Origin of the sequence: Streptomyces flavotricini, from assembly GCF_020639365.1 — a bacterium.
GTDB lineage: Bacteria > Actinomycetota > Actinomycetes > Streptomycetales > Streptomycetaceae > Streptomyces > Streptomyces flavotricini.
The window spans coordinates 7,364,701-7,389,742 of the sequence record NZ_JAINUL010000001.1 but is presented as its reverse complement, the minus strand read 5'-3'; the positions used below and the strand labels follow the sequence as shown (position 1 = coordinate 7,389,742).

Here is a 25,042-nt window from a genome sequence, read left to right as displayed (position 1 = left end):
GATGCTCCCATGTCGAACTTGTACGTCCAGGCGCTCCACATCCATCCCGTCAAGTCGGTGGCGGGGACAGCTCCCGACGAGATGGCCGTGGAGCCCTGGGGCCTGTCCGGGGACCGGCGGTGGGCACTGGTCGACACCGAGGGCACGGTCATCACCCAACGCCAGCAGCCCCGGCTGGCGTTGGCCGCGGCGCGTCCGCTGGGGGGCGGCGCGGTCGCCCTGTCGGCGCCGGGCATGGCCGAGCTGACCGTGGAGGTGCCGGAGCCGGGTCCGCTGGAGCCGGTCACCCTGTTCGGCAAGAAGATCGAGACCGTGGTCGCCGCGAGCGCCGCGGCCGACTGGTTCAGCGCCTACCTGGGGGTCCCGGCGCGGCTGGTGCACATGGACGACCCTGCCGTACGGCGTCCCGTCGATCCGCAGTACGCGCTGCCGGGCGAGACGGTGAGCCTCGCCGACGGCTACCCGGTGCTGCTCACCACCCTTGCGTCGCTGGACGCGCTCAATTCGCTGATCGCGCAGGGGGACCATCCCGAGGAGGGTCCGCTGCCGATGAACCGTTTCCGCCCCAATGTGGTGGTCGCCGGCGCCGAGGCGTGGGCGGAGGACGGCTGGCGGCGCCTGGCGATCGGCGACGCCGTCTTCCGCGGTGCGCGGGAGTGCGGGCGGTGCATCGTCACGACCACCGACCAGGCGACGGCGGAGCGCGGCAAGGAGCCCCTCAAGACGCTGGCCCGGCACCGGCGGATCGGCAAGTCCCTGGCCTTCGGGCGGCAGCTGGTGCCGGTGCGGACGGGCACGGTGCGGGTGGGCGACGAGGTCCGCGTCCTGGAGTAGCGGGCGGGAACCGGCAGGACCGCAGGGCCGCGAGGACAGCGGCACCGACCCCTCGGAATGACACCTTCGAGGGGCTGTGGGGGAACTGTGGAACCAAGCACCGTGAGCGGGCCGTTGGTGCATGCGACGGCTGTGAACCCGATGTGACCGGATCGGGTGAGACGGCTGCCGCGCGTCCCGGAATGCGCGTTGCCCGGGGTGCGGGAGGCTTGGACCGCAGGCAGACGGAGGCAAAGGGGGTGCCGGACCGTGTGGGCAGCAACGGGTGTGTGGCGTTGGCGGCGCAATCCACTGCGCCGGCCGACTGATCTCTTCGAGGCATGGGTGGCGTTCGCCGCTCTGGTGTGCGTCCTGCTGGTGGCTCCGGCCGTCGGCACGGTCGCGGGCCTGGAGGTGGACGGCACGCTGCAGCGGGCCGCGCGCGAGCAGCGGCAGGAGCGGTATCTCGTCCCGGCGGTGGTGGTCCGGCCGGCCGTGTCGCCGCCCGCGGGGACGGAGGCCGATCCGTCGGCGCAGCGGCAGAGCCCGCAGCGCACGCAGATCGTCGCGTCCTGGACGGCGCCCGACGGCAGCAGCCACCAGGGCACGGTGCCGGCCGCGGAGGAACCGCCGCAGGCGGGCGACCGGTTCCGGATATGGACCGATACGCAGGGACGGCTCGTGGGGCGGCCCCTCGACGCGGCCTCGGCGAGCGTCCACGCGGGATTGGTGGGCCTGGCCGCCGCCCTCGGCGTGGCCGCGCTGGTGGAGACGGTCCGCCGGCTCGTCGTACGAAGGCTCATGCACCGTCGGTACATACGGCTGGACCGCGCGTGGGCGGCGGCGGGACCGGACTGGGGCCGGACGGGCGCGGGCAGCTGACCTGGCATCTCACCGGCCCCGCGCGCGCTACGGTGGAGCGGCCAGAGTCGGTCGTCGCCAAGGCGGTGGGCGGCGGCGGTGGTTTCAGCCGCTTCGATGGCACGAGCACGAGCACGAGGGCGGGGGCGCGACAGCACCATGGCACAGGGCACGGTCCAGGTGACGCACGGCGGGTCTTCGCGGTGGCGGCGCCGCTCCGGTGAGTATCCGACGCTGGCCGCCGCGCTCGCCGTCGCGGGCGACGGGGACGTGCTGTCCATCGCCCCCGGCACCTACCGGGAGAACCTGGTGCTCAACCATGCCGTGACCCTGCGCGGGCCGGAGGGCTCGGTGGGTTCGGTGCGGATCGCGCCGCTCGACGGGGTCGCGCTGACGGTGCGCGCCTCGGCCGTGGTCCAGGACCTGCACCTGGAGGGACAGGACCGGGCGGCGCCCGCGCTGCTGGTCGAGGAGGGCTCGCCCGAGCTCACCGACCTGCGGGTGAGCACCCGGTCGGCGGCGGGCATCGAGGTGCGCGGCGGGGCCCGGCCGCTGGTGCGGCGGTGCACGGTGGAGAATCCGGCGGGCGTCGGGATCGCCGTACTGGACGGCGGCGGCGGGGTGTTCGAGGAGTGCGAGGTGGTGGCCGCCGGGCAGGCCGGGGTCTCCGTCCGCGGCGGCGGGCGGCCGCGGCTGGAGCGCTGCCGGATCCACCACGCTTCGGGTGCGGGCATCGCGGTCACCGGCGAGGGCTCGGGCCTGGAGGCGCTGGGCTGCGAGGTGTACGAGATCAAGGGCACGGGTGTGCAGATCGCCGCGCGTGCGGCGGCCCGTCTCACCGACTGCTCGGTGCACCGCACTTCGACGGACGGGGTCACCCTCGACACGGACGCGGTGCTCACGCTGGCCGGCTGCGACATCCACGACATTCCGGAGAACGCGGTGGACCTGCGTTCCCGTTCGGTGCTCACGCTCAGCCGCACCACCGTCCGCCGGTTCGGCCGCAACGGGCTGTCGGTGTGGGATCCGGGTACCCGGGTGGATGCCGAGTCCTGCGAGATCCACGACAGTACCGGTGACTATCCGGCGGTGTGGATCAGCGACGGGGCCACCGCCTCGCTGAGCTCCTGCCGGGTGCACGACGTACCGGACGCGGTGTTCGTCCTGGACCGGGGCTCGCGCGCCGACGTGGTCGACAGCGATCTCTCCCAGGTGCGCAACACGGCCGTCTCGGTGAGCGACGGGGCCACCGTGCAGGTCGACGACTGCCGGATCCGGGAGGCGGCGACCGGGGCCTGGTTCCGCGACCACGGCAGCGGCGGCACCCTCGCCAACTGCACGATCGACGCGGTCCAGACGGGGGTGATCGTCACCAAGGGGGCCGATCCCTCGCTGGAGCGGTGCACGGTCAGCTCCCCCTCCGAGGCGGGGTTCTACGTGTCGGCGGGCGGCCGCGGGAGTTTCCAGTCCTGCCGGGTGACGGGCAGTTCCGGCTTCGGTTTCCACGTCATCGACGGCTGCCGCACCACGCTGACCCGCTGCCACACCGAGCGATGCGCGCGCGGGGGCTACGAGTTCGCGGAGGACGGCCCGGTCGCCGAGGACTGCACCAGCGACGAGTCCGGGTCGCGGCTCGCCGCCCAGTCGGCGGGCACCGGGGCGGGGGCCCTCGCCGGTGAGCGCGCGGGGATCCGTACGGTCGGCGAGGTCCGGGGTCCGGCGGCGGATGCTGCGGCTCAGGTGCCGGCCCCGCGCGCCGCGCAGGAGGCGGACCGGGAGTCACCGGGGGCGGCGCGCGGCTCCGGTGAGGTGCTGGGGCAGCTGGACGGGCTGGTGGGCCTGGACAGCGTCAAGCGCGAGGTGCGGGCACTGACCGACATGATCGAGGTGGGCCGGCGTCGGCAGCAGGCGGGCCTCAAGGCGGCCTCGGTGCGCCGCCATCTGGTGTTTACCGGCAGCCCCGGCACGGGCAAGACGACGGTGGCCCGGCTGTACGGGGAGATCCTCGCGTCACTGGGGGTCCTGGAGCGCGGCCACCTGGTCGAGGTCTCGCGGGTGGACCTGGTCGGCGAGCACATCGGTTCCACGGCGATCCGGACCCAGGAGGCGTTCGACCGGGCGCGCGGCGGCGTGCTGTTCATCGACGAGGCGTACGCGCTGGCCCCGGAGGACTCGGGGCGCGACTTCGGGCGCGAGGCGATCGACACCCTGGTGAAACTGATGGAGGACCACCGGGACGCGGTCGTGGTGATCGTCGCCGGGTACACGGCGGAGATGGACCGGTTCCTGACCGTGAACCCGGGTGTGGCCTCACGGTTCTCCCGGACCATCACCTTCGGGGACTACGGGCCGGAGGAGCTGCTGCGGATCGTGGAGCAGCAGGCGGAGGAGCACGAGTACCGGCTCGGGGAGGGCACGGCGAAGGCGCTGCTGACGTACTTCACGGAGCTGCCGAAGGGCCCGGCGTTCGGAAATGGCCGCACGGCGCGGCAGACCTTCGAGTCGATGGTGGAGCGGCACGCGGGGCGCGTGGCGCAGTTGTCGGACCCGGGCACGGACGAACTCACCCTCCTGTTCCCGGAGGATCTCCCGGCTCTGCCGGCGCTGCCGACGGCTCGCTGACCCTGGGCCCGGGCAAACCGGGTGCCTCAGCGGCGGGTGTGGCTGGAGGGGTCGGGGCCGGTGTGGCGGGGGCGGCCGGTGCCACCGGGGCCGGAACGAAGAGCGCGGCGGACCGGGCGCGGCGGGCCGGTCCGGCCAGCCTGGCCAGGAGCGCGTCGCGCTCGACGGCGAAGGCCGGGTCGGCCTGGTAGTCGAAGTGCCCGAGGATCGGCGCGGGCAGCGGGTGGCGGGCGCTGCGCCCGTAGGCGAGCGGGTCGGCCAGCGGTCCCCGGTCGACGGAGTCGCCCGGGAGGGTGGGGGCGGCCGGTACTGCCGGGGCGGCCGCGGTGGTCGGGGAGGTCTCGACGGGGTGCGGGAGGACCGGGCCGCCGATGGGGTCCGTCGCGCGCCAGAGGTTGCGCCAGCAGTTGATGTCGGCGTGCAGCGCGGCGAGGGGGCCGGGACCGAAGTACGCCGGGAACCAGCGGCCGTAGAGGCGCCGGAGCGGGGAGCCGTACGTGAGCAGTGCGACCCGCCGGCGGACCTGTGGCGGCAGCTGCCAGACGGCGGCGGCCGCGAGGACGCTGCCCTGTGAGTGCCCGGAGATGACCAGGCGGCCGCCGGTGCGGCCGGTCCAGCCGGTCATCCGCCAGGTCAGGTCGGGGACGGCGCGCTCGGCGTAGCAGGGCGGCGCGAACGGATGGGCGGCGCGCGGCCAGAAGGTGCCGACGTCCCAGAGCACGCCGATGGTGCGGCGGGCGGCGGGGTCCCGGTAGGCGCGGCGGCCCCAGGCGACGAACGCGGCGATGCCGAGCCCTATCAGCCAGGACCCGGCGTCCTGCGCCGCCCGGGCCGCGGTCTCCAGCAGCGGGTGGGTGCCCCGGGCCGCCTCGCCCGGGACCTGCCCGCTCAGCCAGGCTCCGGCGAGGGCTCCCGCGCCGAGCAGCAGGGTGATCCCGGAGACGGCGGCCACGAACCAGGGCGCGGAGTCGGTGAGCGCGGCGGCGGCCCGTGCCCCGGCGATTCCCCGGCTGCGGTTCACGTCGGGCTGCGCCCCCGGGTACTCGGCGGCGACCCCGGCTGCGAGCCGACGCCGCGCGAGGACCCCGCGTACGGCGAACCAGGCCGCGAGCAGGGCCAGTACGAGGAGCAGCGGGGGCAGCACGGCGGCCTGCCAGGACAGCAGCACGGGCGGCGCTGGCGCGAGGGGCGACAGAGCGGCGGCCCCGGCCGGTCCGGGATCCCCCGGCCCCTCCAGCCAGTCGGCGACCCGCTGCGCGACCCCGCCGGTCATCACCCCGCCGAGGGCGCACCCGAGCATGGCGATGGCGGGACCGCCGAGCCCGTACAGCGCGGTCGCCGGATCGGGGGCCAGCCGGTACAGGCGGACGGCGACGGCGGCGAGCAGCAGGACGCAGCAGCCCTGGCCGAGCATGAGCACGCCGAACGCGAAGTCGCCGGGGAGCCGCCCGTCGGAGATCCACCCGGGGCGCGACCAGCCTGCGTAGAGCAGGACCGCGACGAGCAGAGCGAGGGCGGATCCGGGCAGCAGGGTGACGGCGGCCCGGTCGAGGCGGTGGTCGGCGCGGTCCTCGGTACGGCCGCGCCGGCAGACCACCCAGGTGACGGAGAGGGCCCCGGCGGCCAGCGCCGCCTCCACCGCCCAGCTGACGGCCCCGAGTACGGGGCCGCCGGCGCGGCGGTCGTAGCGGGCGGTGGGCGCGGCGACCGCGGCCGCGACGATCAGCAGCCCGGCCGCGGTGTGCGCGGCGCGCAGCCGGGCCACGATGCGACGCCCGTACCAGAATCCGGGCCGGCCGAGGGCGGGTGTCCCGTCGGGGCCGGCTGCGGGGACGGTCGCGTCCGCCGGCGGCGACTGGGACTCGTACGCGCTCCAGGTGCGGTTCGACAGGTACCACAGCAGCCAGGTCAGCGCGGCCGGGACCAGCGCGCCGAGCGCCAGCCGGCGCCCCGGCTGGCCCCACCAGCCGCCCGGCTCCAGGAAGCCGAGCCATGAGCGTGAGCCGGTGCAGGCGCCGGACCCGGCGCACTGCCAGGCGAGGAGGTCGAGCGCGACCTCGCAGGCGGCGGCGATCAGCAGCAGGGTGAGGCTGAGCGCGAGGACCCGTACGAGGACCCCGTACGTGCGCACCGCGCGCGCCGCCGGACCCGTGACGGGCGCGGCGGGCCGGGCCCAGTGGGCGAGGTTGACCACCATGAACGGCAGGAGCAGCAGCCACAGGGCGCGGGATCCGTTGCCGGAGGTGAGCCGGGACCAGCAGTAGGCCTCGACCACGGGCCGGCCGGCGTAGCACTCGGGGTGGTCCTCGGCATCGGCGTCGGCGGCGCGGCGGAACACGGCGGCGGTGGAGTCGCCGGTGATCCGGACGGTGCGCGGATCACCGAGCAGCTCTTCGGGGGGTGCGCCGTGGACCCCGTGCACGTGAAGTTCGAGGGCCAGGGGGCGTGGGGGTGTGAGGAGTTCGAGAGCCAGGGGATGTAGGGGCTGGGGAGACTGGGGAGGCTGGGGGTGGTCCGGCACTACGGCCTCCGCTCGCGGGGCGGGATCGGCGCACCTCCCAGCATCCCGCGCCCCGACCTGCGTGCCTAGGCCCCGTCCGGGCGACGGGCGGCGTTCGGCAGCAGCCGGGGCGCGGGGCCTGTACACGGACCGGCCCGAAGGCCTTCGCGCGGCGGACATCTGACGGGTCGACAGCTAAGGTACGCGGACGCATGTTCCACTGCCCATCCCCAGGAGGAACCGCCATGGCCCGCCGACTCCGCCCCGTGGAGCTGGACTTCATCGAGAACGCCCCGACCCGCCTGGTCTTCGCCGCGCGGACGGCGGCGGGTCCCGAGGCCGTGTACCGGGCCCTGGCCGAGGACGTCGGGGGGTGGCCGCTGTGGTTCCGGGCGGTGACCCTGGCCCGGCCGACGCACGGGGGCGCGGGCCGGGAGGTCAGGCTGGTCGGCGGGACCCGCTTCGAGGAGACGATCATGGCCGCGGAGCCGGAGCGGTGTTACGCGTACCGGGTCGACGCGACCAACGCCCCGGGGATCCGGGCGCTCTTGGAGGAGTGGCGGCTCAGCCCGGCCGACTCCTGCTCCGGCACCCTCGTCCGATGGACCTTCGCGGTGGACGCCCCGGCGCCGCTGCGGCTCGCCCTCACCGCCGCCCGGCCGGCCTTGGGGCAGTCGTTCCGGTCGGCGGTCCGCGCACTCGACGCCCGCCTGACCTCCCACCGCCCGGCCGGTCAGTGACGCGGAGTTCGGATCGGGGGGCGGGACTCCCGGCCAGGACCGGCCGCCGCCCGAGGGCTCGGGAGGGACCGGCCACCGGCGGCAGGGCCGCCGTTCAGGCCGCCGGTCAGCCCCCGAGTCAAGCCGCAGGTCAGGCCGCCGGCTCGCGCCAGACGCCGGTCGCCAGCAGGGTTTCGAGGGTCTGCGTGTACGGGGCGATGTCCAGGCCCTGGGTGGCCAGCCACTCGTCCGAGTAGTACTTGTCCAGGTAGCGGTCGCCCGGGTCGCACAGCAGCGTGACCACGCTGCCCTTGCGGCCCTCGGCCACCATCTCCGAGATGATCTTCAGTGCGCTCCACACGCCCGTTCCCGTCGAACCGCCCGCCTTGCGGCCGATGGCCTGTTCCAGGGCGCGGCAGGCGGCGACGCTCGCCGCGTCCGGCACCTTCATCATCCGGTCGATGGCCCCGGGCACGAAGCTCGGCTCCATCCGCGGCCGCCCGATGCCCTCGATGCGCGAGCCGCAATCGCTGCTCGCGTGCGGGTCGTTGTTGGTCCAGCCGTCGAAGAAGCAGGAGTTCTCCGGGTCCGGGACGCACACCCGGGTGTCGTGCTGCATGTAGTGCACGTAGCGCGCGATCGTCGCGGACGTACCGCCCGTGCCCGCCGTCGCCACGATCCACGCGGGCTCGGGGTAGCGCTCCAACCGCAGCTGCTGGTACATCGATTCCGCGATGTTGTTGTTGCCGCGCCAGTCGGTCGCCCGCTCCGCGTAGGTGAACTGGTCCATGTAGTGCCCGCCCGTGCGGGCGGCGAGCTCCGCGGACTCCTCGTACATCTTCATCGAGTCGTCCACGAAGTGGCATTCGCCGCCGTGGAATTCGATGAGCCGGCACTTCTCGGGGCTCGTCGTGCGCGGCATGACGGCGATGAACGGAACCCCGATCAGCTTCGCGAAGTACGCCTCGGAGACGGCCGTCGAGCCGGACGAGGCCTCGATGACCGGGCGTCCGGGGCGGATCCAGCCGTTGCACAGCGCGTAGAGGAAGAGCGAGCGCGCGAGGCGGTGCTTGAGGGAGCCGGTCGGGTGCGTGGACTCGTCCTTGAGGTAGAGGTCGATGCCCCATTCCTCGGGGAGCGGGAAGCGCAGCAGGTGGGTGTCGGCGGATCGGTTGGCATCGGCCTGGACCTTGCGGACGGCCTCCTTCAGCCAGGCGCGGTAGTCCGCGTCGCTACGGTCGACGTCGATTGTCGTAGCCGTCGTACCGGAGGTACGGGTGGTGCTCATGCGACTGGCTCCTTCGTGCGTTTCTTCGCCCCCTGCTTTCGCAATGTACCTCCCCCACCTGCACAAACAGTCACTTTGAGTATCTATGCGGATCGCTTTCGATCGCGTTCGGTTGCATACACGGGCACCGTGGGTGACCCTGGTGGAGCATTACTGAGGGTGCAGCACCCGTAACACTCATGTCGGGGAGTCGCAGCCGTGATCAGTCATTCACGCAGGCACTGCGTCGTCGAACTGCAGGCCTTGCCGTCCCGGATCGGACAGATCCGAAGGATCGTTTCAGCCCAATTGCGCCACTGGCAGCTCGATCCGCTCATAGACCGGGCTGCGCTCGGCGTGACGGAGCTGCTCAGCAACGTCCACCGCCACGCGCAGCCGGACAAGACCTGCACGGTCGAGATCGAGCTGCGGCTGGGGCGGCTGACGGTCTCGGTCTACGACAGCGATCCGCGGCTTCCCGTCCTGCGGGAGGCGGCCGCGGACGCGCTGGAGACCTGCGGGCGCGGGCTCGCACTGGTCGAGGCGGTCAGCGAGGCCTGGGGAGCCCGGAACCAGGACGACGGCCCCGGCAAGGTGGTCTGGTTCTCGCTCCGCGCCGCCCCGGTCGGCAACGGCTCCAAACCCGTACGGGAGCCCGCGCCGGCCGTGGTGGTGGCCGTCGACGCGAGCGCCGTCCCGACAGTCATGCCGGTAGCGGCCTCGGTCGGCGCCGGGCCCGGGTAGGCTCCGGCCGCCGCACCCCCGGCCCCGGTGCCCAGCACCCCGGCCGGCACCACCCCGCCGCCGCCGTCGGCGCCGGGCACGGGACGGGGCGGCGGACGTGCTCGCCATCGGCTCCGGCCATCCGCTGCACCGGGGGCCGACCGCGGACACCCCGCCCACCCGTCGCGCCGGACCGCGCCGCGCCCCGCCGGACAGGCCTAGGCCGCCGCGCCCAGGGTGCCCAGGGGGTCGTCCAGGACCGGCTGCCAGGCGAGCTCCGCGGCGCCCACCAGGCTGTTGTGGTCCAGGGTGCAGGGCAGGATCGGCACTCCCCCGCTTCGGCCCCACAGGCTGCGGTCCGCGACCACCGCGCGCAGCCGCTCGGGGTCCGCGTACAGGAGCTCCCGGTGCAGCCCGCCGAGGATGATCCGGTCCGGGTTCAGGATGTTCACCAGCCCCGCGAGGCCCTGGCCCAGCCGGTCGATGAGCTCCTCGGCGGCCGCCCGTACCGCGGGCTCCGCGTACTCCCCGTGCAGCAGGTCGCGCGCCTGCTGGAGCAGCGACACCTCCGGGCCCGGGACGCGGCCCGCCGCGGTGAGGAAGGCCAGCGGGTCGGCCTCCACGTCCAGGCAGCCGCGGCTGCCGCAGTGGCAGGGCCGGCCCTCCGGGTTCACCGTGAGGTGGCCGACCTCCAGGGCCAGCCCCGAACTCCCGCTGTGCAGGCGACCGTCCAGGACGAGCGCGCCGCCCACCCCGCGGTGGCCGGTGGCCACGCACAGCAGGTGCTGGGCGCTGCGGCCCGCGCCGTGCCGGTGCTCGGCGAGCGCGGCGAGGTTGACGTCGTTGCCGGTCAGCGCCGGGCCGTCGATCCCGGCCGCCTTCACGCACTCCGTGAAGATGGCCCGTACGGGAGACCCGGCCGGCCAGGCCAGGTGCAGCGGGTTCAGCGCCGTACCGTCCGGCTCCGCGACCGCCGACGGCACCGCGAGCCCCGCGCCGATGCAGCGGCGGCCGGTCTCGGCGAGCAGCGCCGCGCCCGCCTCGACGACCTCGCCGAGCACCTGTGCCGGGTCCGCGGAGACGGTGACCTTGCCGGGGGCGGTGGCCACGATCCGGCCGCCGAGCCCGACCAGCGCGGCCCGGAACCCGTCCGAGTGCACCTGCGCGGCCAGCGCCACGGGGCCGTTCTCGTCGATGGAGAGCCGGTGCGAGGGGCGGCCCTGGGTGCCGCCGGCGCCGCCCGGGCGGGAGTCGACGCGGATCAGGCCGAGCGCCTCCAGCTCGGCGGCGACGGCCCCGGCCGTGGCGCGGGTGACGCCGAGCTCGGCGGTCAGGACGGCGCGGGTCGGCGCCCGGCCCGTGTGGACGAGCTCCAGCGCCGGGCCGAGGGCGCCACGGCCCCGCTCCAGCTTGGCCCTCGCCGAAGACCCGGCGGAAGACCCGGCCGAAGACCCGGCGGAAGACGCGGCCGAAGACGCCGCGGACACCGTGGTCGCATCCCCCACCCGCGGCGGGGCCCCGTTGCCGTTCATGAGAGCGATCCTCGCATGATCGGCGGTGTGCGCGACGCCGCCGGTCAGCCGGGGGCCGTCCCGAGGCCGCCGACCCGCAGGGTGATGTTCAGCCGCCCGGTCAGCCCGAGCCACGGCGGGGCGGTGCCGGGCAGGACCTTCGGCACCCCGTGGTACGCCAGCCGCGCCGGCCCCCCGAAGACGAACAGATCGCCACTGCGCAGCCGGAGGTCCTGGTACGGGCGGCCGCGCGAGGCGGCGTTGCCGAAGCGGAAGACGCACGTATCGCCCAGGCTGAGGGAGACCACCGGAGCCCCCGACCTCTCCTCGGCGTCCCGGTGCATGCCCATGCGGGAGTCGCCCTCGTAGAAGTTGATCAGCGCGATGTCGTACGCGTACGGAGGCTCCGGCTCGGCGGGCGCACCCGTGTCCGCGCCGCCGCCCCCGGCCCGGCTCCCGGTCCCGGCACCCGTCCCGGCCGGCGACGGCCCGCCGTACGCCGCCGCCACCGCCTGCCGCCCCAGCTCCGCGAGCCGGCCGGGCATCGGCTTGACCGGTGCCCCGTCGCCGTCCACGGCGGTGCGGGCGTAGCCGTACGGATACCAGTGCAGCCCGAGGCACACCTGGCGGGCGGTCATCGTGCCGCCGCCGGGTGTCCGTACGGTGCGCAGGCCGGCGGGCGGGCGCGCCCAGGCACGGCAGGCGTCGAGCAGCTCCCGCTGGAGGTCGGGCCCGAGCCAGTCGGGCACGTGCACGGCGCCCGGGGCGATCTCGGTCCGCTCGCGCGGGAAGAGTTCCCCGTCAGCCGGGAGGAGTTCCCCGTCCATGGCTCCATTCTCACCGGCGTCGTCGGCGGCCGGTGCGACACTGCCCGCATGAAGATCTCGGAGTATGTGGAGACCCTGGCACGGGAAGGCGAGTCGCTCGCCGAGACGGCCGGTCGGGCGGGTACGGAGACCCCCGTGCCGACCTGTCCGGGGTGGCGGGTCACCGATCTGCTGCGGCACACGGGCGCGGTGCACCGGTGGGCCACCGGGTACGTCGGGGACGCCGTGCTGGAGCCGGGCCCGTTCCCGGACGCCCCCGAGCTGGCCGGCGCCGAGCTGCTGGCCTGGTACCGGGAGGGGCACGAGGCCCTGGTCCGGACGCTGACCGAGGCGCCGGCCGACGTGCAGTGCTGGACCTTCCTGCCGACGGCCGCGCCGTCGCCGCTGGCGTTCTGGGCGCGCAGGCAGGCGCACGAGACGACCGTGCACCGGATGGACGCGGAGGCGGCGCTCGGTGTCGCCTACTCCCCGGTGTCACCGGAGTTCGCCGAGGACGGGGTGGACGAGCTGCTGACCGGCTTCCACGCGCGGCCGCGCAGCCGGATGAGGACGGAGGAACCTCGCGTGCTGCGGGTGCGCGCCGCCGACACGGGCGCGGTGTGGACCGTACACCTCTCGGCGGAGCCCCCGCGCACCGTGGCGGGCGACACGGGCGGCCCGGCGGACTGCGAGGTGATCGGGACGGCTTCGTGGCTGTACGAGGCGCTGTGGAACCGCCTTCCGCTGATGGGCCCGGGCGTGACCGGGGACGAGGCGCTGGCTCGGCGGTGGGTGGAGACGGCAGGCATCGGCTGACGGGATCCGGGGCCGCGCCGTCCTAGGAGCGTGGCGGGAGGGCGGCGGGCCGACGGGCGGTGGGAGGGCGGCGGAGGCGGGAGGGCGGCGGGCGGTGGGAGGGCGGCGGGCGGTGGGAGACGGACCAGCGGGCGAGCGGGCGGTCGAAGCCGGCTCGAGGCGCCCTTGTGACGGTGCGGTACGGGCTGTGACACTGCGTTCATGGGGCGACGGACGCAGGCGGATCGCGACGCGATCACGATAGAGATCGGCTACGCGTTCGTCAGCGGGTGCTTCGCGGCCGCGCTCGTCTTCGGGGCGGTGTACGGACCCGCCCTGGTCTTCGGGCTCTCCCCCACCGCCGACGCGGCGCTGAGGCTGGCGGCGGGCGTCCTGGCGGGGGCGGTGTTCCTGTTCCGGATCACCCACGTCCTGTGGCGCTTCGCCCACCGCCCGGAGAGCGACGGCCACTGACCGCCGCGACCCCTCGTACGGATCGCCGCGACCCCGGCCCACAGGCTCCGGTCCCCCCGGCGCCCGACCTCCGGCCTCCGCGCTCCCCGGCCGCCGGACGCCTCGCCCGTCACCCCAGGGTGGCGGCGTACAGCGTCTGGCTGCGGTACTTCCAACTCGGGGACTCGTCCCAGGGGTTGGGCATCCGCGTGCCCGTCGCATACGCGTAGCCCGCGCCGCGGTCGAAGGCCGTGCGGAGCGTGGAGCGCATGGCGGTCGTGTCCGGGACGGCGTGGACGAGGTGCCAGAACGCGGTGCCGCTCGGGTCGAGTTCGGCACCGGCGCGGTAGCCGCCCGACTCCGAGAAAACGTTCCCTCCGAGCCAACCGTCCCCCGTGTACGCGGCGTACGTGTCCTCGAAGGTGACGAAGACGTCCGCCGTGCGGTGGTCCGGCTCCAGGTAGCAGTCGGCGATCGCGGTGCCCGGGTTGTCGACCACGAGATCGGCCGCCGTGGGGTCCGCGGCGTTCATGGTCTCCTGCACGTACGCGCGCAGCTGCGCGTAGTGGTCGCGGGTGGCATTGCCGGGGCCGCAGTCGCGGCTGACGACGTCGAAGAAGATGCCGTCCACGTGCAGGCGGCCGTCACGGGTCTTGAGGTAGTTGTCGACGGAGGCCTTGACGGCGTCGATGTCGCGGTTGCCGTGGTCCGTGTGCACGTATCCGAGGACCTTGGTCTTCTCGCCGGTGGAGGTGGTCCCGGCCCGCAGCGCGTCGGCCCGGGCCTGCCAGCGGGAGTCGAAGGGGGCGTCGCCGTTGCCCGGGTTGAGGACGACCACGGAGGCGGCGGGTGCGGTGGCGACGAGGTCGCCGAGCATGCGGTCCCCGGCCCACGCGTACGCGGGGACGCCGATCTCCAGGCCCCGCACGCCGGCCGTCCGGGGTCTCGGCGCCGGGACGGCCTCTTCGGCCACGGTGCCGGCCGAGGCGGGCACGACGGGCGCGGGGGCGGCCAGCAAGGAGGTGACGAGGACGGCGTACAGGGCCTTCACGGCGCGGGCCACGGCTGTTCCTCCGGCGGGGGGGGCGGGGGCAGGGAGCACGACCCGACGAAGACTAGACGGGCGCCCGTTCGGTGAAAGCCGAACCACTCGGATTGATGTGAGGAACAGACAAGCGATCCGTCACCTCATCATGTGAATCACGTGCACCACACGGCCGTACGGGCGTTCCCGCGCGCCGCCGCACCAACGGCACCGCTGTCCGCTGTACGGACGGCTGCGCGGGCGGTCATACGGCGGGCAGCCCGACGGCGTGGGCCAGTTGGTCCGCGGCGTGCGCGAAGAAGGCGGCGCGGTCCTCGACGACCCGGTTGAACTGGCCGAACAGCTCGAAGGAGATGAGGCCGACCAACTGCGCCCAGGCGGCGACCAGGGCGGCGGTGACCTCCGGGGGCAGCCCTTCGGCGAAGTCCGCGGTCATGCGAACGGCCTCGGGACGCAGGGCGGCGGGCAGCGGCGGCAGCGCGAGGCCCCGGCCGGCGTGGGCCGCCCGGACGATGCCGATGAGCGTGTTGCCGACACGGGAGGCGGGGGCGATCGTGTCGGCGGGGGCGCTGTAGCCGGGGACTGGGGAGCCGTAGATGAGCGCGTACTCGTGCGGGTGGTCCAGGGCCCAGGCGCGGACGGCCTCGCAGACGGCCGTCCAGCGCTCGCGGGGCGCGGCGCCGCCGGCGTGGGCCCGGGCGTCGGCCTGCTCGGCGGCGGCGCCGACGCTGTCGTAGGCGTCGACGATGAGCGCGGTGAGGAGCTCGTCGCGGCTGGGGAAGTAGCGGTAGAGGGCCGAGGAGACCATGCCCAGCTCGCGGGCCACGGCGCGCAGCGAGAGCTTGGCGGCACCCTCGGCGGCGAGCATGCGGCGCGCCTCGTCCTTGATGGCGGCGGTGACCTCGATACGGGCCCGCTCCCGGGCCCCGCGCACGGTACTCATACCAGCAGTGTGCCAGAAGTCAGAGCACTGCCCAAAAATGAGACCGTTGCTCCATCCAGAGAGCAGTGCTCTTGTTTTGGAGCGGCAATCCGTGCACACTGATCTCAAGCGAGAGCACCGCTCTCCCGAGAACCCCGGAGCAAGCCATGAACGCGCGCACCCCGTACTACGTCCAGGCCAGCCCGCTCGCCACCCGCTTCAACTCCCTCTTCGGGAAGCTGGCCCGGCTCGGCATCAGCCTGGCCGGCTCCGCCGAGCTGTCGGTGCGCGGCCGCAAGTCCGGCCAGATGCAGCGGATCCCCGTCAACCCCCACGTGTACGAGGGCGAGCAGTACCTGGTGTCGGCGCGCGGCCACTCCCAGTGGGTCCGCAACATGCGGGTGGCGGGCGGCGGCGAACTGCGCGTGGGCCGCAAGGTGCGGACCTTCACGGTCACCGAGATCACCGACCCGGTCCAGAAGGCCGCCCTGCTGCGCACCTACCTGGAGAAGTGGGGCTGGGAGGTCAACCGGTTCTTCCAGGGGGTCACCGCCCGGTCGACCGACGCGGAGCTCCAGGCCGCCGCCGGCGACCACCCGGTCTTCCGCATCACGGTGTCGAACTGACACCCCGGGCATCCAGCGCCTCGCGGGCCGCACCCCGCGCCGCATCCCCGCGCCGCACTCCCGTCCGGGCCCGCCCCGCCTGACCCGCCCGCCCGCCCGTACAAAAGCAGCGGCGGCCCTGCCCGAACACCCGGCAAGACCGCCACCACCCATCAGCACACCGGCCGGGAAGAACCCCGCCGCCGCGACCGCTCCCCAGGCCCGGCCCCGGCCCGCCTGCGCCGCTGCCGGTCCCCGGCCCGGGCCCCAAGCCCCGGAGCCCTTGAGTCCGGAGCCCTTAAGCCTTCTCCCTCTCCTGCCCCTGGCCCTGCCCCTGGCCCGGCTCCGGCCCCGGCTCCGGCTCCGGCTCCGGCTCCGAACCCTCGACCCGGCTCCGCGCCTGCCTGCCGTCCAGGACGTTCAGCGCCTTGCGGGCGATCGGGTACGTCCGCACCAGGTCCGGCAGCGTCGTCGCACCCCGGGTGATGCGGGCGAACGCCCGCCACGCCGGGCGGAGGCCCGTCATCGCGGCGTGCAGCAGCCCAGGCCGGGCCTCGAAGGCGGTCAGCATCCGCTTGCCGACGCTCATCTCCACGCCCAGTCCGGCCTTGACCGCGAACGCGTAGTTGAGGGCCTGGCGGCGCGCGTCCACCGCGTCCTGAGCCTCCGAGATCTTCACGGCCCACTCCCCGGCGAGCCGGCCCGAGCGCAGCGCGAAGGAGATGCCCTCCCGGGTCCACGGCTCCAGCAGCCCGGCCGCGTCGCCCGCGACCAGGACCCGGCCCCGTGACAGCGGGGATTCGGGCTTGCGGCAGCGGGTCAGGTGCCCGGACGAGACGGCGGGTTCGAAGCCGGCGAGTCCCAGACGGGCGATGAAGTCCTCCAGGTACCGCTTGGTCGCGGCCCCGTCGCCCTTCGCCGAGATGACCCCGACGGTCAAGGTGTCGCCCTTGGGGAAAACCCAGCCGTAACTGCCGGGCAGCGGGCCCCAGTCGAGGAGCACGCGCCCCTTCCAGTCGTCCGCGACCGTCTGCGGAACCGGGATCTCCGCCTCCAGGCCGAGGTCCACCTGGTCCATCTCGACGCCGACATGCGCGCCGATCCGGCTCGCGCTGCCGTCCGCGCCGACCACCGCGCGCGCCAGGACGGTCTCGCCGTCGGCGAGCACCACGGCGACCGTGCGCCGGTCGGGCACCGCCGCCCCGTGCTGCTCGACCCGCGCGACGGCCGTACCCGTACGGATGGTGGCTCCGGCCTTCTCGGCCTCGGCGACCAGCCCCGCGTCGAACTCGGGCCGGTTGACGAGCCCGAAGAGCATCTGCCGCGAACGGCGGGTCCGGGTCAGCTTCCCGTTCAGCGAGAAGGTGACCGCGTGGATGCGGTCCTTGAGGGGCAGGACGAATCCGGGCGGGAGGGCATCGCGCGAAGGGCCGATGATCCCGCCGCCGCACGTCTTGTACCGGGGCAGCTGGGCCTTCTCGAGCAGCAGTACCCGCCGCCCTGCCGTCGCCGCCGCGAACGCGGCCGAGGCGCCGGCCGGCCCGGCCCCGACCACGACCACGTCCCACACCTCACCGGTGCCCCCGGGCACCGCGGTCACCCCGTCCTCCGCCCCCTGAGCGGCCTGCCCTGCTGCTGAGTCGGGTCCCCCGACGGTGCTGTCGTCGCTGCTCACGATGTGCTGCTGCTCCTGATCATGCGGTTGCTCCGATGCAGGGAAATCCTACGGCGCGAGTCCGGCCCGTCCTGCTGTGCGAGGATCGGGACTGTCTTTCGCCGTACCCGGCATACGCCCACCACGCGGATACGGGCGGCGTGCACGTACCGCCGAGTACACACATACACGGCGTACGCGTACACGGCGTACACCTACACAACGTCGCACCCACGAGGAGCGTGCCCATGTCCCAGAATCCGATCGCCGAGACCATCGCCTCGCTGATGCCCCGCGCCAAGCAGGAGCTGACCGAGCTGGTGGCCTTCCAGTCGGTGGCGGACTGGGCTCAGTTCCCGCAGAGCGAGAGCCAGGGCGCGGCCAACTGGGTGGCCGACGCGCTGCGCGCCGAGGGCTTCCAGGACGTGGCTCTCCTCGACACCCCCGACGGCACCCAGTCGGTGTACGGCTTCCTGCCCGGTCCGGAGGGTGCGCCGACCGTCCTCCTGTACGCCCACTACGACGTGCAGCCTCCGCTGGACGACGCCGCCTGGATCTCGCCCGCCTTCGAGCTGACCGAGCGCGACGGCCGCTGGTACGGGCGCGGCGCCGCGGACTGCAAGGGCGGGTTCATCATGCACCTGCTGGCGCTGCGCGCGCTGAAGGCCAACGGCGGCGTGCCGGTGGGCGTGAAGGTGATCGTCGAGGGCTCGGAGGAGCAGGGCACCGGCGGCCTCCAGCAGTACGCCGAGGCGCACCCGGAGCTGCTGACCGCCGACGCGATCGTCATCGGCGACACGGGCAACTTCCGGCTCGGCCTGCCGACGGTGACGGCCACCCTGCGCGGCATGTGCCTGGTCAAGGTGAAGATCGACACGCTCGGCGGCAACCTGCACTCCGGCATGTTCGGCGGAGCGGCCCCCGACGCGCTGGCCGCGCTGATCCGGCTGCTGGACTCGCTGCGCGCGGCGGACGGTTCGACGACCGTCGACGGCCTGGCCTCGGACGCCGTCTGGGAGGGCCTGCAGTACCCGGAGGCGGACTTCCGCGCCGACGCCCGCGTACTGGACGGGGTCGAGCTGATCGGTGAGGGCACGGTCGCGGACCGGCTGTGGGCCCGCCCGGCCGTCACCGTGCTCGGCATCGACTGCCCGCCCGTCGTCGGCGCCACCCCCTCGGTGCACGCGGGCGCCGGCGCGCTCATCAGCCTGCGCGTGCCGCCGGGTGTGGACACGGCCGACGCCGTCAAGCTGCTGGAGGCGCACCTGGTGGCGCACACCCCGTGGCAGGCGCGCCTCGAGCTCGAGGTCGTCGGCCAGGGCCAGCCGTTCCGGGCGGACACGGACAGCCCGGCGTACGCGTCGATGGCGGCGGCCCTGCAGGAGGCGTACCCGGGCCAGGACATGCAGGTCAGTGGCATGGGCGGATCGATTCCGCTGTGCAACACGCTGAACTCGCTGTACCCGGAGGCGGAGATGCTGCTGATCGGGCTGAGCGAGCCCGAGGCGCAGATCCACGCCGTGAACGAGAGCGTGTCGCCGCAGGAGCTGGAGCGGCTGTCGGTCGCGGAGGCCCTGTTCCTCGTCAACTACGCGGAGTCCAAGCGCGGCTGACCTGCGCTACGGGCGAACTCCGCTCCCGGTGAAAGGCGTGCCGGGAGCGGAGCGGGCGGACGTACGTTCGGGGCATGGACCTCGTCGAAGTACTCCCGCAGCGGCTCCACATGCTCCGCTTCCCGATCGGCCAGGCCCATCTCTGGCAGGACGGGGAGGCCCTGACCCTCGTCGACGCCGGACACACCGGTTCCGCGGCGCTGATCGAGGAGGCCGTCCGCTCCCTCGGGCTGGACCCGCGACGGCTGGAGCGGATCGTCCTGACCCACTGCCACCGCGACCACGTCGGCGCCGCGGAGGAACTCGCCGGCCGCTGGGGTGCGCAGGTGGTGGCGCACCGGCTGGACGCTCCGGTGATCCGGGGCGAGCTCCCGGTCCCGGAGCCGGTCCTGCTCGACTGGGAACTCCCGCTGTACGAGAAGGGCCTGACGGTGCCGCAGGCGCCGCCGACGCGGGTGGACCGGGAGGTCGAGGACGGTGAGGTGCTGCCGTTCGGTGGCGGCGCGGTGGTGGTCCACGCCCCCGGCCACACGCCGGGCAGCATCGGCATCCACCTGCCGCGGCACGGGGTGCTGTTCGCGGGGGACTGCATCGCGGCGGTGGGCCGGGTGATGCTGGGTGTCTTCAACGTGGACCGCGCGCAGGCCCGGGCCTCGTTCCGGCGCCTCGCGGCGCTGTCCCCGTCCGTGGCCTGCTTCGGGCACGGCGACCCGCTGACCGAGGACGCGGCGGCCGCCCTGCGCACGGCCGCGGCCGCGGAACCGGCCCTCCCGTAGCCGCAGCCCCGACCGACGGCGGCCCACCCCCAGACCCGGCCGGGGCAGCGGCGTGCAGGCGCGGGCCCGCGCTGCCACGACCCGGCTACGGCGTCGGTCGGCCCGCTTCCAGGTAGAGGGGGCGGCCTCGTTCCCGGGCTCGGAGGGCCCAGCGGAGGCGTTCGAAGCGGATCGGGGGGAGCAGGTTCGCCGCTTCCTCCTCCGTCACGAAACGCCACTCCCGCAGCTCCGGACCCGGCAGCCGCAGGCGCTCCGCCGCAGCGGGCGACAGGCGGCCCCCGTCGAAGAGCAGCCGCAGCCCCCCGTACGCCGGAGGCATCGGGGGCTCCCAGTCCACGACCAGCAGCCCCGGTACGGCGTCCAGCTCCAGGCCCAGTTCCTCCGCGACCTCCCGCACCCCCGCGCGCCCCGGCGCCTCGCCCGCCTCCACTACCCCGCCCGGGAACTCCCAGCCCGGCTTGTACGTCGGATCGACCAACAGCACCCGGTCCTCGTCGTCGAACAGCAGCACCCCGGCGGCCACCGTCTCCCGGGTCGGCTCCGGCGTCTGCACGATGTCGCAGACCCGGGCCGCGTCCGTGCGCACGGCCTCGGCTATCCGCTCCGCCGTCTCCCGCACGCTCAGGGCGCCGTTGTCGATGACGTGCGCGTCCGCCGCGAGCCAGCCGCCCAGCGCCTGCTGGTAGACGGGGATGTGGTCGTACGCCCACTGCCGCACCCGCACGTCCACGTCGGCCGGGTCCCCCGGCTCCTCACGCGTCGCGATCCGCTCGCGCAGGATCGTTTCCTCCGGGGCGAGCAGCACGTGCCGCACCGGAATCCGGCGTGCCGCCAGCCCTCCGAAGATCTCGTCCCGGTACTCCTGCCGCAGCAGCGTCATCGGCACGACGAGCACCCCGCCCAGCTCCGCGAGCATCGCGGCGGCCGTGTCCACCACCAGGCGCCGCCAGCTCGGCAGGTCTTGGTAGTCCGAGACCTCCGCGAGCCGTTTGCGCGGCAGCAGTTGGCGTAGTGAGTCACCGACGAGCTCCGGGTCGTACAGGGTGCTGTCCGGCAGGATCCCGGTCAGTTCGCGGGCCGTGCTGGTCTTCCCGGCGCTGAATGTGCCGTTGATCCAGACAATCACGTCTACACCTCTCCCCATGGCTCGTCCGGAGCCCCCAGTGGCTTGCCCGCAACACCCTGTCACGGAAACCCACTCCCCGGCCCAGTGCTTATCCTCAAGGTCAGAGCCCGGCCCCGCCCGCCCCGCCACCTCCGGAGGTTTCCGTCCCGTGCCGCAGACCCGCCGTCCGTCCGACCCCCGCTACGGCAACCGGCCGACCATGAAGGACGTGGCGTCCCGCGCCGGCGTGGGCCTCAAGACGGTCTCGCGCGTGGTCAACGGCGAGGCGGGGGTCACCCCGGACACCGTGCGGCGGGTCCAGGAGGCGATCGAGGCGCTCGGTTTCCGCCGCAACGACAGCGCCCGCGTGTTGCGCAAGGGGCGCACGGCCACCGTGGGACTGGTCCTGGAGGACCTCGCGGACCCGTTCTACGGGCCGTTGAACCGGGCCGTGGAGGAGGTGGCCCGGGCCCACGGGGCACTGCTCATCAACGGGTCCAGCGCCGAGGACCCCGACCGGGAGCGGGAGTTGGCGCTGGCGCTGTGCGCGCGCCGGGTGGACGGGCTGATCGTGATCCCGGCCGGGGACGACCACCGCTACCTGGAGCCTGAGATCCGGGCGGGGGTGGCCACGGTGTTCGTGGACCGCCCGGCGGGCCGGATCGACGCGGACGTGGTGCTGTCGGACAGCTTCGGCGGTGCCCGCGCGGGCGTGGCGCACCTGATCGGCGGCGGCCACCGCCGGATCGCCTTCATCGGGGACCACCCGCACATCCACACGGCGACGGAGCGCCTGCGCGGCTACCGCGCGGCCATGGCGGACGCGGGCCTTCCGGTGGCGGAGCCCTGGGTCTCCCTCGGCTCGACCTCCCCGGACCGGGTCGGGGAGGCGGCCCGGGCGATGCTGGCGGGCCCCGACCCCGTCACGGCGGTCTTCGCGGGGAACAACCGGGTGACGGTGACGCTGGTACGGGTCCTGGCCGAACACCCCAGGCCGGTGGCCCTGGTCGGCTTCGACGACTTCGAACTGGCCGACCTGCTGCGGCCCGGGGTGACGGTGGTGGCCCAGGACGCGGCGGCCCTGGGCCGGGTGGCCACGGACCGCCTCTTCCAGCGCCTCGCGGGCGCCGCCCTCGCCCCGGCCCGCATCGAACTCCCGACCCGGCTGATCCCCCGCGGCTCGGGCGAACTCCCGCCGGCTCCGTAAGGTTTCGGCCTCAGCGGATCAGTCCCCGCAGGACGGGTACGGCGCCGCCGGCGGCGGTGAGCCCGGCGAGTACGCAGAGGGCGAGGGGGACTGCGCCCATGAAGCTCAGCCCGCCGACGGCGCACCCGATCAGCAGGGCGATGACGAGGACGACGGCGGTGTGCAGGGACAGGAACGGCTGGTCCGTTTCACGTGGAGTGGTCATGGCTCGATGAGACCCCCGCCGGGCCGGCCGGCAGGCACGTACGGAACGAATCCGGGCCCGGCCGATCGCCCCGGAAGTCCCTTGAACGACACGGTTGTCCGGCGGAACACCACGACTGTTCCCGGCTGTTCGGGAAAGTTCGGGACTGTTCCGCCCGCGGCGTTCTAACCTGGGCGGCCACGCATGGCCGAGGGGGGACATGGGGGACACGGAGCCGCAGCCGCTCGGCACCTTCGAGGAGGGACTCGCCGCGCTCGCCGGTGACCTGACGCGATTACGGATCGAGCGCGGCAGGCCCTCGTACCGCGATCTGGAAGCCCGCGCCGCCGGTTCCCTGACCGGGATCCGGCTGCCGGTGGCCACCCAGAGCGACGCCTTCAACGGCAAGCGGCTCGTCCGCTCCGACACGTTCATGGCGCTGGTCCGGATCCTGCTGTCGTACGACGAATACGGTCGTCCGGCCACCGTCCCTTCCCACGCCGCACCCGAACTCGCCGTCTGGCGGCGGCGCTGGCAGGAACTCGCCGCGCTGCAGCCTCCCGGGCACTCGCGTGCCCGCGCGGCCCGCGGCGCGCAGGCCGCGAGCGCGAGCGGGGAAGCGGGGCGGGAGAGCCCCGGGGAAAGGGCCGCCGAGCCGCGCGAGGCCACCGAGCGCCGCGCGCCCGCCGCCGCAGCCGGCGAAGCCCCCGCGTACGGCGTCCCCGCCTGGATCGCCGGCCTCGACGGCTTCCACGCCCCCGCCGGTTCCGCGGGGCCCGCCGAACGGGCTCGAACGCCATGGCATCCCGAACCGGCGGCCGGCGCGACGGCCGCGGCCGCGCCCGAGCCGGCCCCGGATCCGGGCTTTTCACGGGCCCCCGGAGCGGACCCCGCAGTTGCCCCCGCACCGACCTCCGCACCGGACCCCGGACCTGCTCCCCGGCCGGCTCCCACCCCGCCCGCCGATCCGCGCGCCGGGCGGGCCCCGTACGCCTTCCGGCACCGCCTCGTCGGGCACCTCGCCCCGGTCCGGGACCTGGCCTTCTCCCCTGACGGCCGGCTGCTGGCCTCGGCCGGCGGCGACACCGTCCAGCTCTGGGACACGTCGACGGGCCTCGGCACCATCACCCCCTTCACCGCGACGCACCCCCTCGCGTTCACCCCCGAGGGGCGGCTGCTGACGGCGGATGCCAGAGATCCCTCCGTACTCCACCGGATCGACCCCGCGACCGGCCGCCCGGACGGCCCGCCCCTCACCGGCCACGCCTCCCCCGTCACCGGAATCACCTGCGCACCGACCGGCGGTATGGCCGCCACCCTCGAACTCGGCGGCACCGTACGGCTCTGCGACCTGTCCGTCGGCCGTCTCCCGGTCGTCGTCACGCACGGCGGCGGCACGGACCCGATCGGAGCGGTCGCCTTCGCCCGTGACGGCCGGCTCCTCGCCGCCGCCCGCAGCTCACGGGTCTGGGACCTGCTCGGCGGGGGCCTCGCCGGACTGCCCCGCACCGTGTCCGCCGGCAACCCGGACGTGATCGCCCTCTCCCCCGACGGACTGCTGCTCGCCCTCGGCTACCGCGACGGGCGCACTTCCGTCTGCGAGGCGGCCGGCGGCCGCGGCGCGCTGACGCTCCGGGGCCGTGCCGGGCCGGTCTGCGCCCTGGCCTTCTCGCCCGACGGCCGCCTCCTCGCCACCGGCTCCGACGACGCGACCGTACGCCTGTGGGACACGGCCACCGGCCTGCCCGTCGGCCCGCCGCTGAGCGAACACCGCGGCCGGGTCGAGCACATCGCCTTCTCGCCGACCGGACGGCTGCTGGCCACCGCTTCCTGCGACGAGACGGTGATGCTGTACGAACGCTCCGGCACACCCCGTACGACACCGCTGGCGGCCAGGGCCCTGGCCGTGTCCCTGCGCGAACGGCAGCCGGTCCGGCTGTCGCCCGTACAGGCCCAGGCCGCCCTCTTCCGGGTGGCCTTCTCGCCCGACGGCCACCTCGTCGCGGCGACCTCCAGTACGGGATCCGTACACGTGTGGGACCCGGTCACCCGACGGCCCCTCGGTCCGCCCGCGGCCGAGCCCACCACCCTGCCCTGGTGCCTGGCCTTTTCTCCCGACGGGACCGTGCTCGCCACGGCATCCGCCAACCGGACCGTGTACCTGCGGGATCCGGCGACCGGCACGAGCGTCCGGGAGCTGCCGACCGGCCATCGCGGGCCTCTGAAGCGGCTCGCGTTCTCCCCTGACGGGCAACTGCTCGCCACGGGGGGTACGGACGGCACCGTGGAGCTGTGGAATCCGACCCCCGGCACACGTGTCCGTGAGCCCCTCGGCGGTCATAGCAACGAGGTCGTCGGACTCGCCTTCGCCCCGGACGGGCGGCGCCTGGTCACCTCCGGCGCCGACGGCCAGGTGCTGTGGCGCGATCCCGGCAGGCCGCTGCTGCCCGACCACGTCTCGCTCGGCCACCAAGGCGCGGTGTGGTCGGCGGTCTTCTCACCGGACGGGACCCTAATGGCCACGGCAGGCGGTGACGCCACGGTGCGGGTGTGGGAATCGGAGGGCGGCCTGCCGGTCGGCAAACCGCTGACCGGCCACCGCTCCGCGGTGTACGACGTGGCGTTCTCGCCGGACGGGCAGCTGCTGGCCTCGGCGGGCGAAGACGGCGTCGTCCTGCTGTGGCACCCGACCACCGGCAGGCGCGTCGGCGAACCACTGTCCGGCCACGCCGAGGCCGTCAACGCCGTGGCCTTCTCACCCGACGGGAGCCTGCTCGTCACCGCGGGCCGGGACGGGATCCTGAACCGGTGGGTCGTCGGCCCGCTGTGAGACGCCGCGGGGCCCGGCCGGGGACGTCCCC

Annotated in this window: 21 protein-coding genes; 12 read left to right on the top strand and 9 right to left on the bottom strand. The window is 74.5% G+C overall.

Annotated features, from left to right (window positions below):
- Positions 1-9: 9 nt before the first annotated feature.
- The 3 genes from K7B10_RS33840 (at position 10) to K7B10_RS33830 (ending at position 4,296) form a co-directional block, all read left to right on the top strand.
- Positions 10-834: an MOSC domain-containing protein gene (locus K7B10_RS33840; protein WP_229342667.1), complete on the top strand. Its 825-nt coding sequence runs from the start codon at positions 10-12 to the stop codon at positions 832-834.
- 198 nt (positions 835-1,032) lie between these two features.
- Positions 1,033-1,695: an Rv1733c family protein gene (locus tag K7B10_RS33835; RefSeq protein ID WP_443735054.1), complete on the top strand. Its 663-nt coding sequence runs from the start codon at positions 1,033-1,035 to the stop codon at positions 1,693-1,695.
- Positions 1,696-1,833: 138 nt separating this feature from the next.
- Entirely contained in the window at positions 1,834-4,296 is a 2,463-nt protein-coding gene (locus K7B10_RS33830) for a right-handed parallel beta-helix repeat-containing protein (RefSeq protein WP_229342665.1), read from the top strand.
- Here K7B10_RS33830 and K7B10_RS33825 read toward each other — a convergent pair.
- A complete protein-coding gene (locus K7B10_RS33825) occupies positions 4,238-6,769 on the bottom strand; it encodes a hypothetical protein (protein ID WP_267502607.1) in 2,532 nt (843 codons plus the stop codon). The genes K7B10_RS33830 and K7B10_RS33825 overlap by 59 nt on opposite strands.
- Positions 6,770-7,041: 272 nt before the next feature.
- On the opposite strand from K7B10_RS33825, the gene K7B10_RS33820 reads away from it, so the two are divergent.
- Positions 7,042-7,536, top strand: a complete 495-nt coding sequence (locus tag K7B10_RS33820) for an SRPBCC family protein (protein WP_229342663.1) — start codon at positions 7,042-7,044, stop codon at positions 7,534-7,536.
- 130 nt (positions 7,537-7,666) lie between these two features.
- Here K7B10_RS33820 and cds1 read toward each other — a convergent pair whose 3' ends face one another.
- Positions 7,667-8,803 (bottom strand): L-cysteine desulfhydrase Cds1, encoded by a 1,137-nt coding sequence (cds1, locus tag K7B10_RS33815; RefSeq protein ID WP_030157630.1) that lies wholly within the window; start codon positions 8,801-8,803, stop codon positions 7,667-7,669.
- Positions 8,804-9,001: 198 nt separating this feature from the next.
- Here cds1 and K7B10_RS33810 point away from each other — a divergent pair, with 198 nt between their 5' ends.
- The gene (locus K7B10_RS33810; protein ID WP_229342662.1) at positions 9,002-9,526 is read left to right on the top strand and encodes an ATP-binding protein; all 525 of its coding nucleotides are present in this window, start codon (positions 9,002-9,004) and stop codon (positions 9,524-9,526) included.
- Positions 9,527-9,723: 197 nt separating this feature from the next.
- Here the strand turns inward: K7B10_RS33810 and K7B10_RS33805 are convergent, their stop codons facing one another.
- Positions 9,724-11,037, bottom strand: coding sequence for an ROK family protein (locus K7B10_RS33805; protein ID WP_229342661.1), 1,314 nt, complete (start codon positions 11,035-11,037; stop codon positions 9,724-9,726).
- Between the two features lie 44 nt (positions 11,038-11,081).
- Positions 11,082-11,843, bottom strand: a complete 762-nt coding sequence (locus tag K7B10_RS33800; protein WP_229342660.1) for an alpha-ketoglutarate-dependent dioxygenase AlkB family protein — start codon at positions 11,841-11,843, stop codon at positions 11,082-11,084.
- A 48-nt stretch (positions 11,844-11,891) separates the two neighbouring features.
- Here K7B10_RS33800 and K7B10_RS33795 point away from each other — a divergent pair, with 48 nt between their 5' ends.
- Both K7B10_RS33795 and K7B10_RS33790 read left to right on the top strand, forming a co-directional pair.
- The gene (locus tag K7B10_RS33795; RefSeq protein ID WP_229342659.1) at positions 11,892-12,638 is read left to right on the top strand and encodes a maleylpyruvate isomerase family mycothiol-dependent enzyme; all 747 of its coding nucleotides are present in this window, start codon (positions 11,892-11,894) and stop codon (positions 12,636-12,638) included.
- 201 nt (positions 12,639-12,839) lie between these two features.
- On the top strand, positions 12,840-13,091 hold the full coding sequence (locus K7B10_RS33790) for a DUF6332 family protein (RefSeq protein ID WP_229342658.1): 252 nt from the start codon (positions 12,840-12,842) through the stop codon (positions 13,089-13,091).
- Positions 13,092-13,200: 109 nt separating this feature from the next.
- Here the strand turns inward: K7B10_RS33790 and K7B10_RS33785 are convergent, their stop codons facing one another.
- Both K7B10_RS33785 and K7B10_RS33780 read right to left on the bottom strand, forming a co-directional pair.
- Positions 13,201-14,133: a spherulation-specific family 4 protein gene (locus K7B10_RS33785; RefSeq protein ID WP_229342657.1), complete on the bottom strand. Its 933-nt coding sequence runs from the start codon at positions 14,131-14,133 to the stop codon at positions 13,201-13,203.
- A gap of 226 nt (positions 14,134-14,359) precedes the next feature.
- The gene (locus tag K7B10_RS33780) at positions 14,360-15,058 is read right to left on the bottom strand and encodes a TetR/AcrR family transcriptional regulator (protein ID WP_229342656.1); all 699 of its coding nucleotides are present in this window, start codon (positions 15,056-15,058) and stop codon (positions 14,360-14,362) included.
- Between the two features lie 146 nt (positions 15,059-15,204).
- On the opposite strand from K7B10_RS33780, the gene K7B10_RS33775 reads away from it, so the two are divergent.
- Positions 15,205-15,663, top strand: coding sequence for a nitroreductase/quinone reductase family protein (locus K7B10_RS33775; RefSeq protein WP_229342655.1), 459 nt, complete (start codon positions 15,205-15,207; stop codon positions 15,661-15,663).
- A gap of 277 nt (positions 15,664-15,940) precedes the next feature.
- Here K7B10_RS33775 and K7B10_RS33770 read toward each other — a convergent pair whose 3' ends face one another.
- Entirely contained in the window at positions 15,941-17,212 is a 1,272-nt protein-coding gene (locus K7B10_RS33770; protein ID WP_504967676.1) for a geranylgeranyl reductase family protein, read from the bottom strand.
- A gap of 332 nt (positions 17,213-17,544) precedes the next feature.
- Between K7B10_RS33770 and K7B10_RS33765 the strand changes: the two genes are divergently transcribed.
- Both K7B10_RS33765 and K7B10_RS33760 read left to right on the top strand, forming a co-directional pair.
- On the top strand, positions 17,545-18,909 hold the full coding sequence (locus K7B10_RS33765; RefSeq protein WP_229342654.1) for a dipeptidase: 1,365 nt from the start codon (positions 17,545-17,547) through the stop codon (positions 18,907-18,909).
- A 74-nt stretch (positions 18,910-18,983) separates the two neighbouring features.
- The gene (locus K7B10_RS33760) at positions 18,984-19,685 is read left to right on the top strand and encodes an MBL fold metallo-hydrolase (RefSeq protein ID WP_229342653.1); all 702 of its coding nucleotides are present in this window, start codon (positions 18,984-18,986) and stop codon (positions 19,683-19,685) included.
- A gap of 85 nt (positions 19,686-19,770) precedes the next feature.
- Here the strand turns inward: K7B10_RS33760 and K7B10_RS33755 are convergent, their stop codons facing one another.
- Complete coding sequence (locus tag K7B10_RS33755) at positions 19,771-20,829, bottom strand: NUDIX hydrolase (protein ID WP_229342652.1); 1,059 nt, start codon at positions 20,827-20,829, stop codon at positions 19,771-19,773.
- A 130-nt stretch (positions 20,830-20,959) separates the two neighbouring features.
- Here K7B10_RS33755 and K7B10_RS33750 point away from each other — a divergent pair, with 130 nt between their 5' ends.
- Complete coding sequence (locus K7B10_RS33750) at positions 20,960-21,997, top strand: LacI family DNA-binding transcriptional regulator (RefSeq protein ID WP_229342651.1); 1,038 nt, start codon at positions 20,960-20,962, stop codon at positions 21,995-21,997.
- A 10-nt stretch (positions 21,998-22,007) separates the two neighbouring features.
- Here the strand turns inward: K7B10_RS33750 and K7B10_RS33745 are convergent, their stop codons facing one another.
- Positions 22,008-22,202 carry a hypothetical protein gene (locus K7B10_RS33745; protein WP_229342650.1) on the bottom strand — a complete coding sequence of 65 codons (195 nt, stop codon included), beginning with the start codon at positions 22,200-22,202 and terminating at the stop codon, positions 22,008-22,010.
- A gap of 199 nt (positions 22,203-22,401) precedes the next feature.
- Between K7B10_RS33745 and K7B10_RS33740 the strand changes: the two genes are divergently transcribed.
- A complete protein-coding gene (locus tag K7B10_RS33740; protein WP_229342649.1) occupies positions 22,402-25,011 on the top strand; it encodes a WD40 repeat domain-containing protein in 2,610 nt (869 codons plus the stop codon).
- Positions 25,012-25,042: the final 31 nt, after the last annotated feature.

Bases quoted from the DNA above. Each gene is read 5' to 3' on its own strand.
- K7B10_RS33840 (WP_229342667.1), top strand. From the start codon at position 10: ATGTCGAACTTGTACGTCCAGGCGCTCCACATCCATCCCGTCAAGTCG.
- K7B10_RS33830 (WP_229342665.1), top strand. From the start codon at position 1,834: ATGGCACAGGGCACGGTCCAGGTGACGCACGGCGGGTCTTCGCGGTGG.
- K7B10_RS33820 (WP_229342663.1), top strand. From the start codon at position 7,042: ATGGCCCGCCGACTCCGCCCCGTGGAGCTGGACTTCATCGAGAACGCC.
- cds1 (WP_030157630.1), bottom strand. From the start codon at position 8,803: ATGAGCACCACCCGTACCTCCGGTACGACGGCTACGACAATCGACGTC.
- K7B10_RS33805 (WP_229342661.1), bottom strand. From the start codon at position 11,037: ATGAACGGCAACGGGGCCCCGCCGCGGGTGGGGGATGCGACCACGGTG.
- K7B10_RS33800 (WP_229342660.1), bottom strand. From the start codon at position 11,843: ATGGACGGGGAACTCCTCCCGGCTGACGGGGAACTCTTCCCGCGCGAG.
- K7B10_RS33795 (WP_229342659.1), top strand. From the start codon at position 11,892: ATGAAGATCTCGGAGTATGTGGAGACCCTGGCACGGGAAGGCGAGTCG.
- K7B10_RS33790 (WP_229342658.1), top strand. From the start codon at position 12,840: ATGGGGCGACGGACGCAGGCGGATCGCGACGCGATCACGATAGAGATC.
- K7B10_RS33780 (WP_229342656.1), bottom strand. From the start codon at position 15,058: ATGAGTACCGTGCGCGGGGCCCGGGAGCGGGCCCGTATCGAGGTCACC.
- K7B10_RS33775 (WP_229342655.1), top strand. From the start codon at position 15,205: ATGAACGCGCGCACCCCGTACTACGTCCAGGCCAGCCCGCTCGCCACC.
- K7B10_RS33765 (WP_229342654.1), top strand. From the start codon at position 17,545: ATGTCCCAGAATCCGATCGCCGAGACCATCGCCTCGCTGATGCCCCGC.
- K7B10_RS33760 (WP_229342653.1), top strand. From the start codon at position 18,984: ATGGACCTCGTCGAAGTACTCCCGCAGCGGCTCCACATGCTCCGCTTC.
- K7B10_RS33755 (WP_229342652.1), bottom strand. From the start codon at position 20,829: ATGGGGAGAGGTGTAGACGTGATTGTCTGGATCAACGGCACATTCAGC.
- K7B10_RS33745 (WP_229342650.1), bottom strand. From the start codon at position 22,202: ATGACCACTCCACGTGAAACGGACCAGCCGTTCCTGTCCCTGCACACC.
- K7B10_RS33740 (WP_229342649.1), top strand. From the start codon at position 22,402: ATGGGGGACACGGAGCCGCAGCCGCTCGGCACCTTCGAGGAGGGACTC.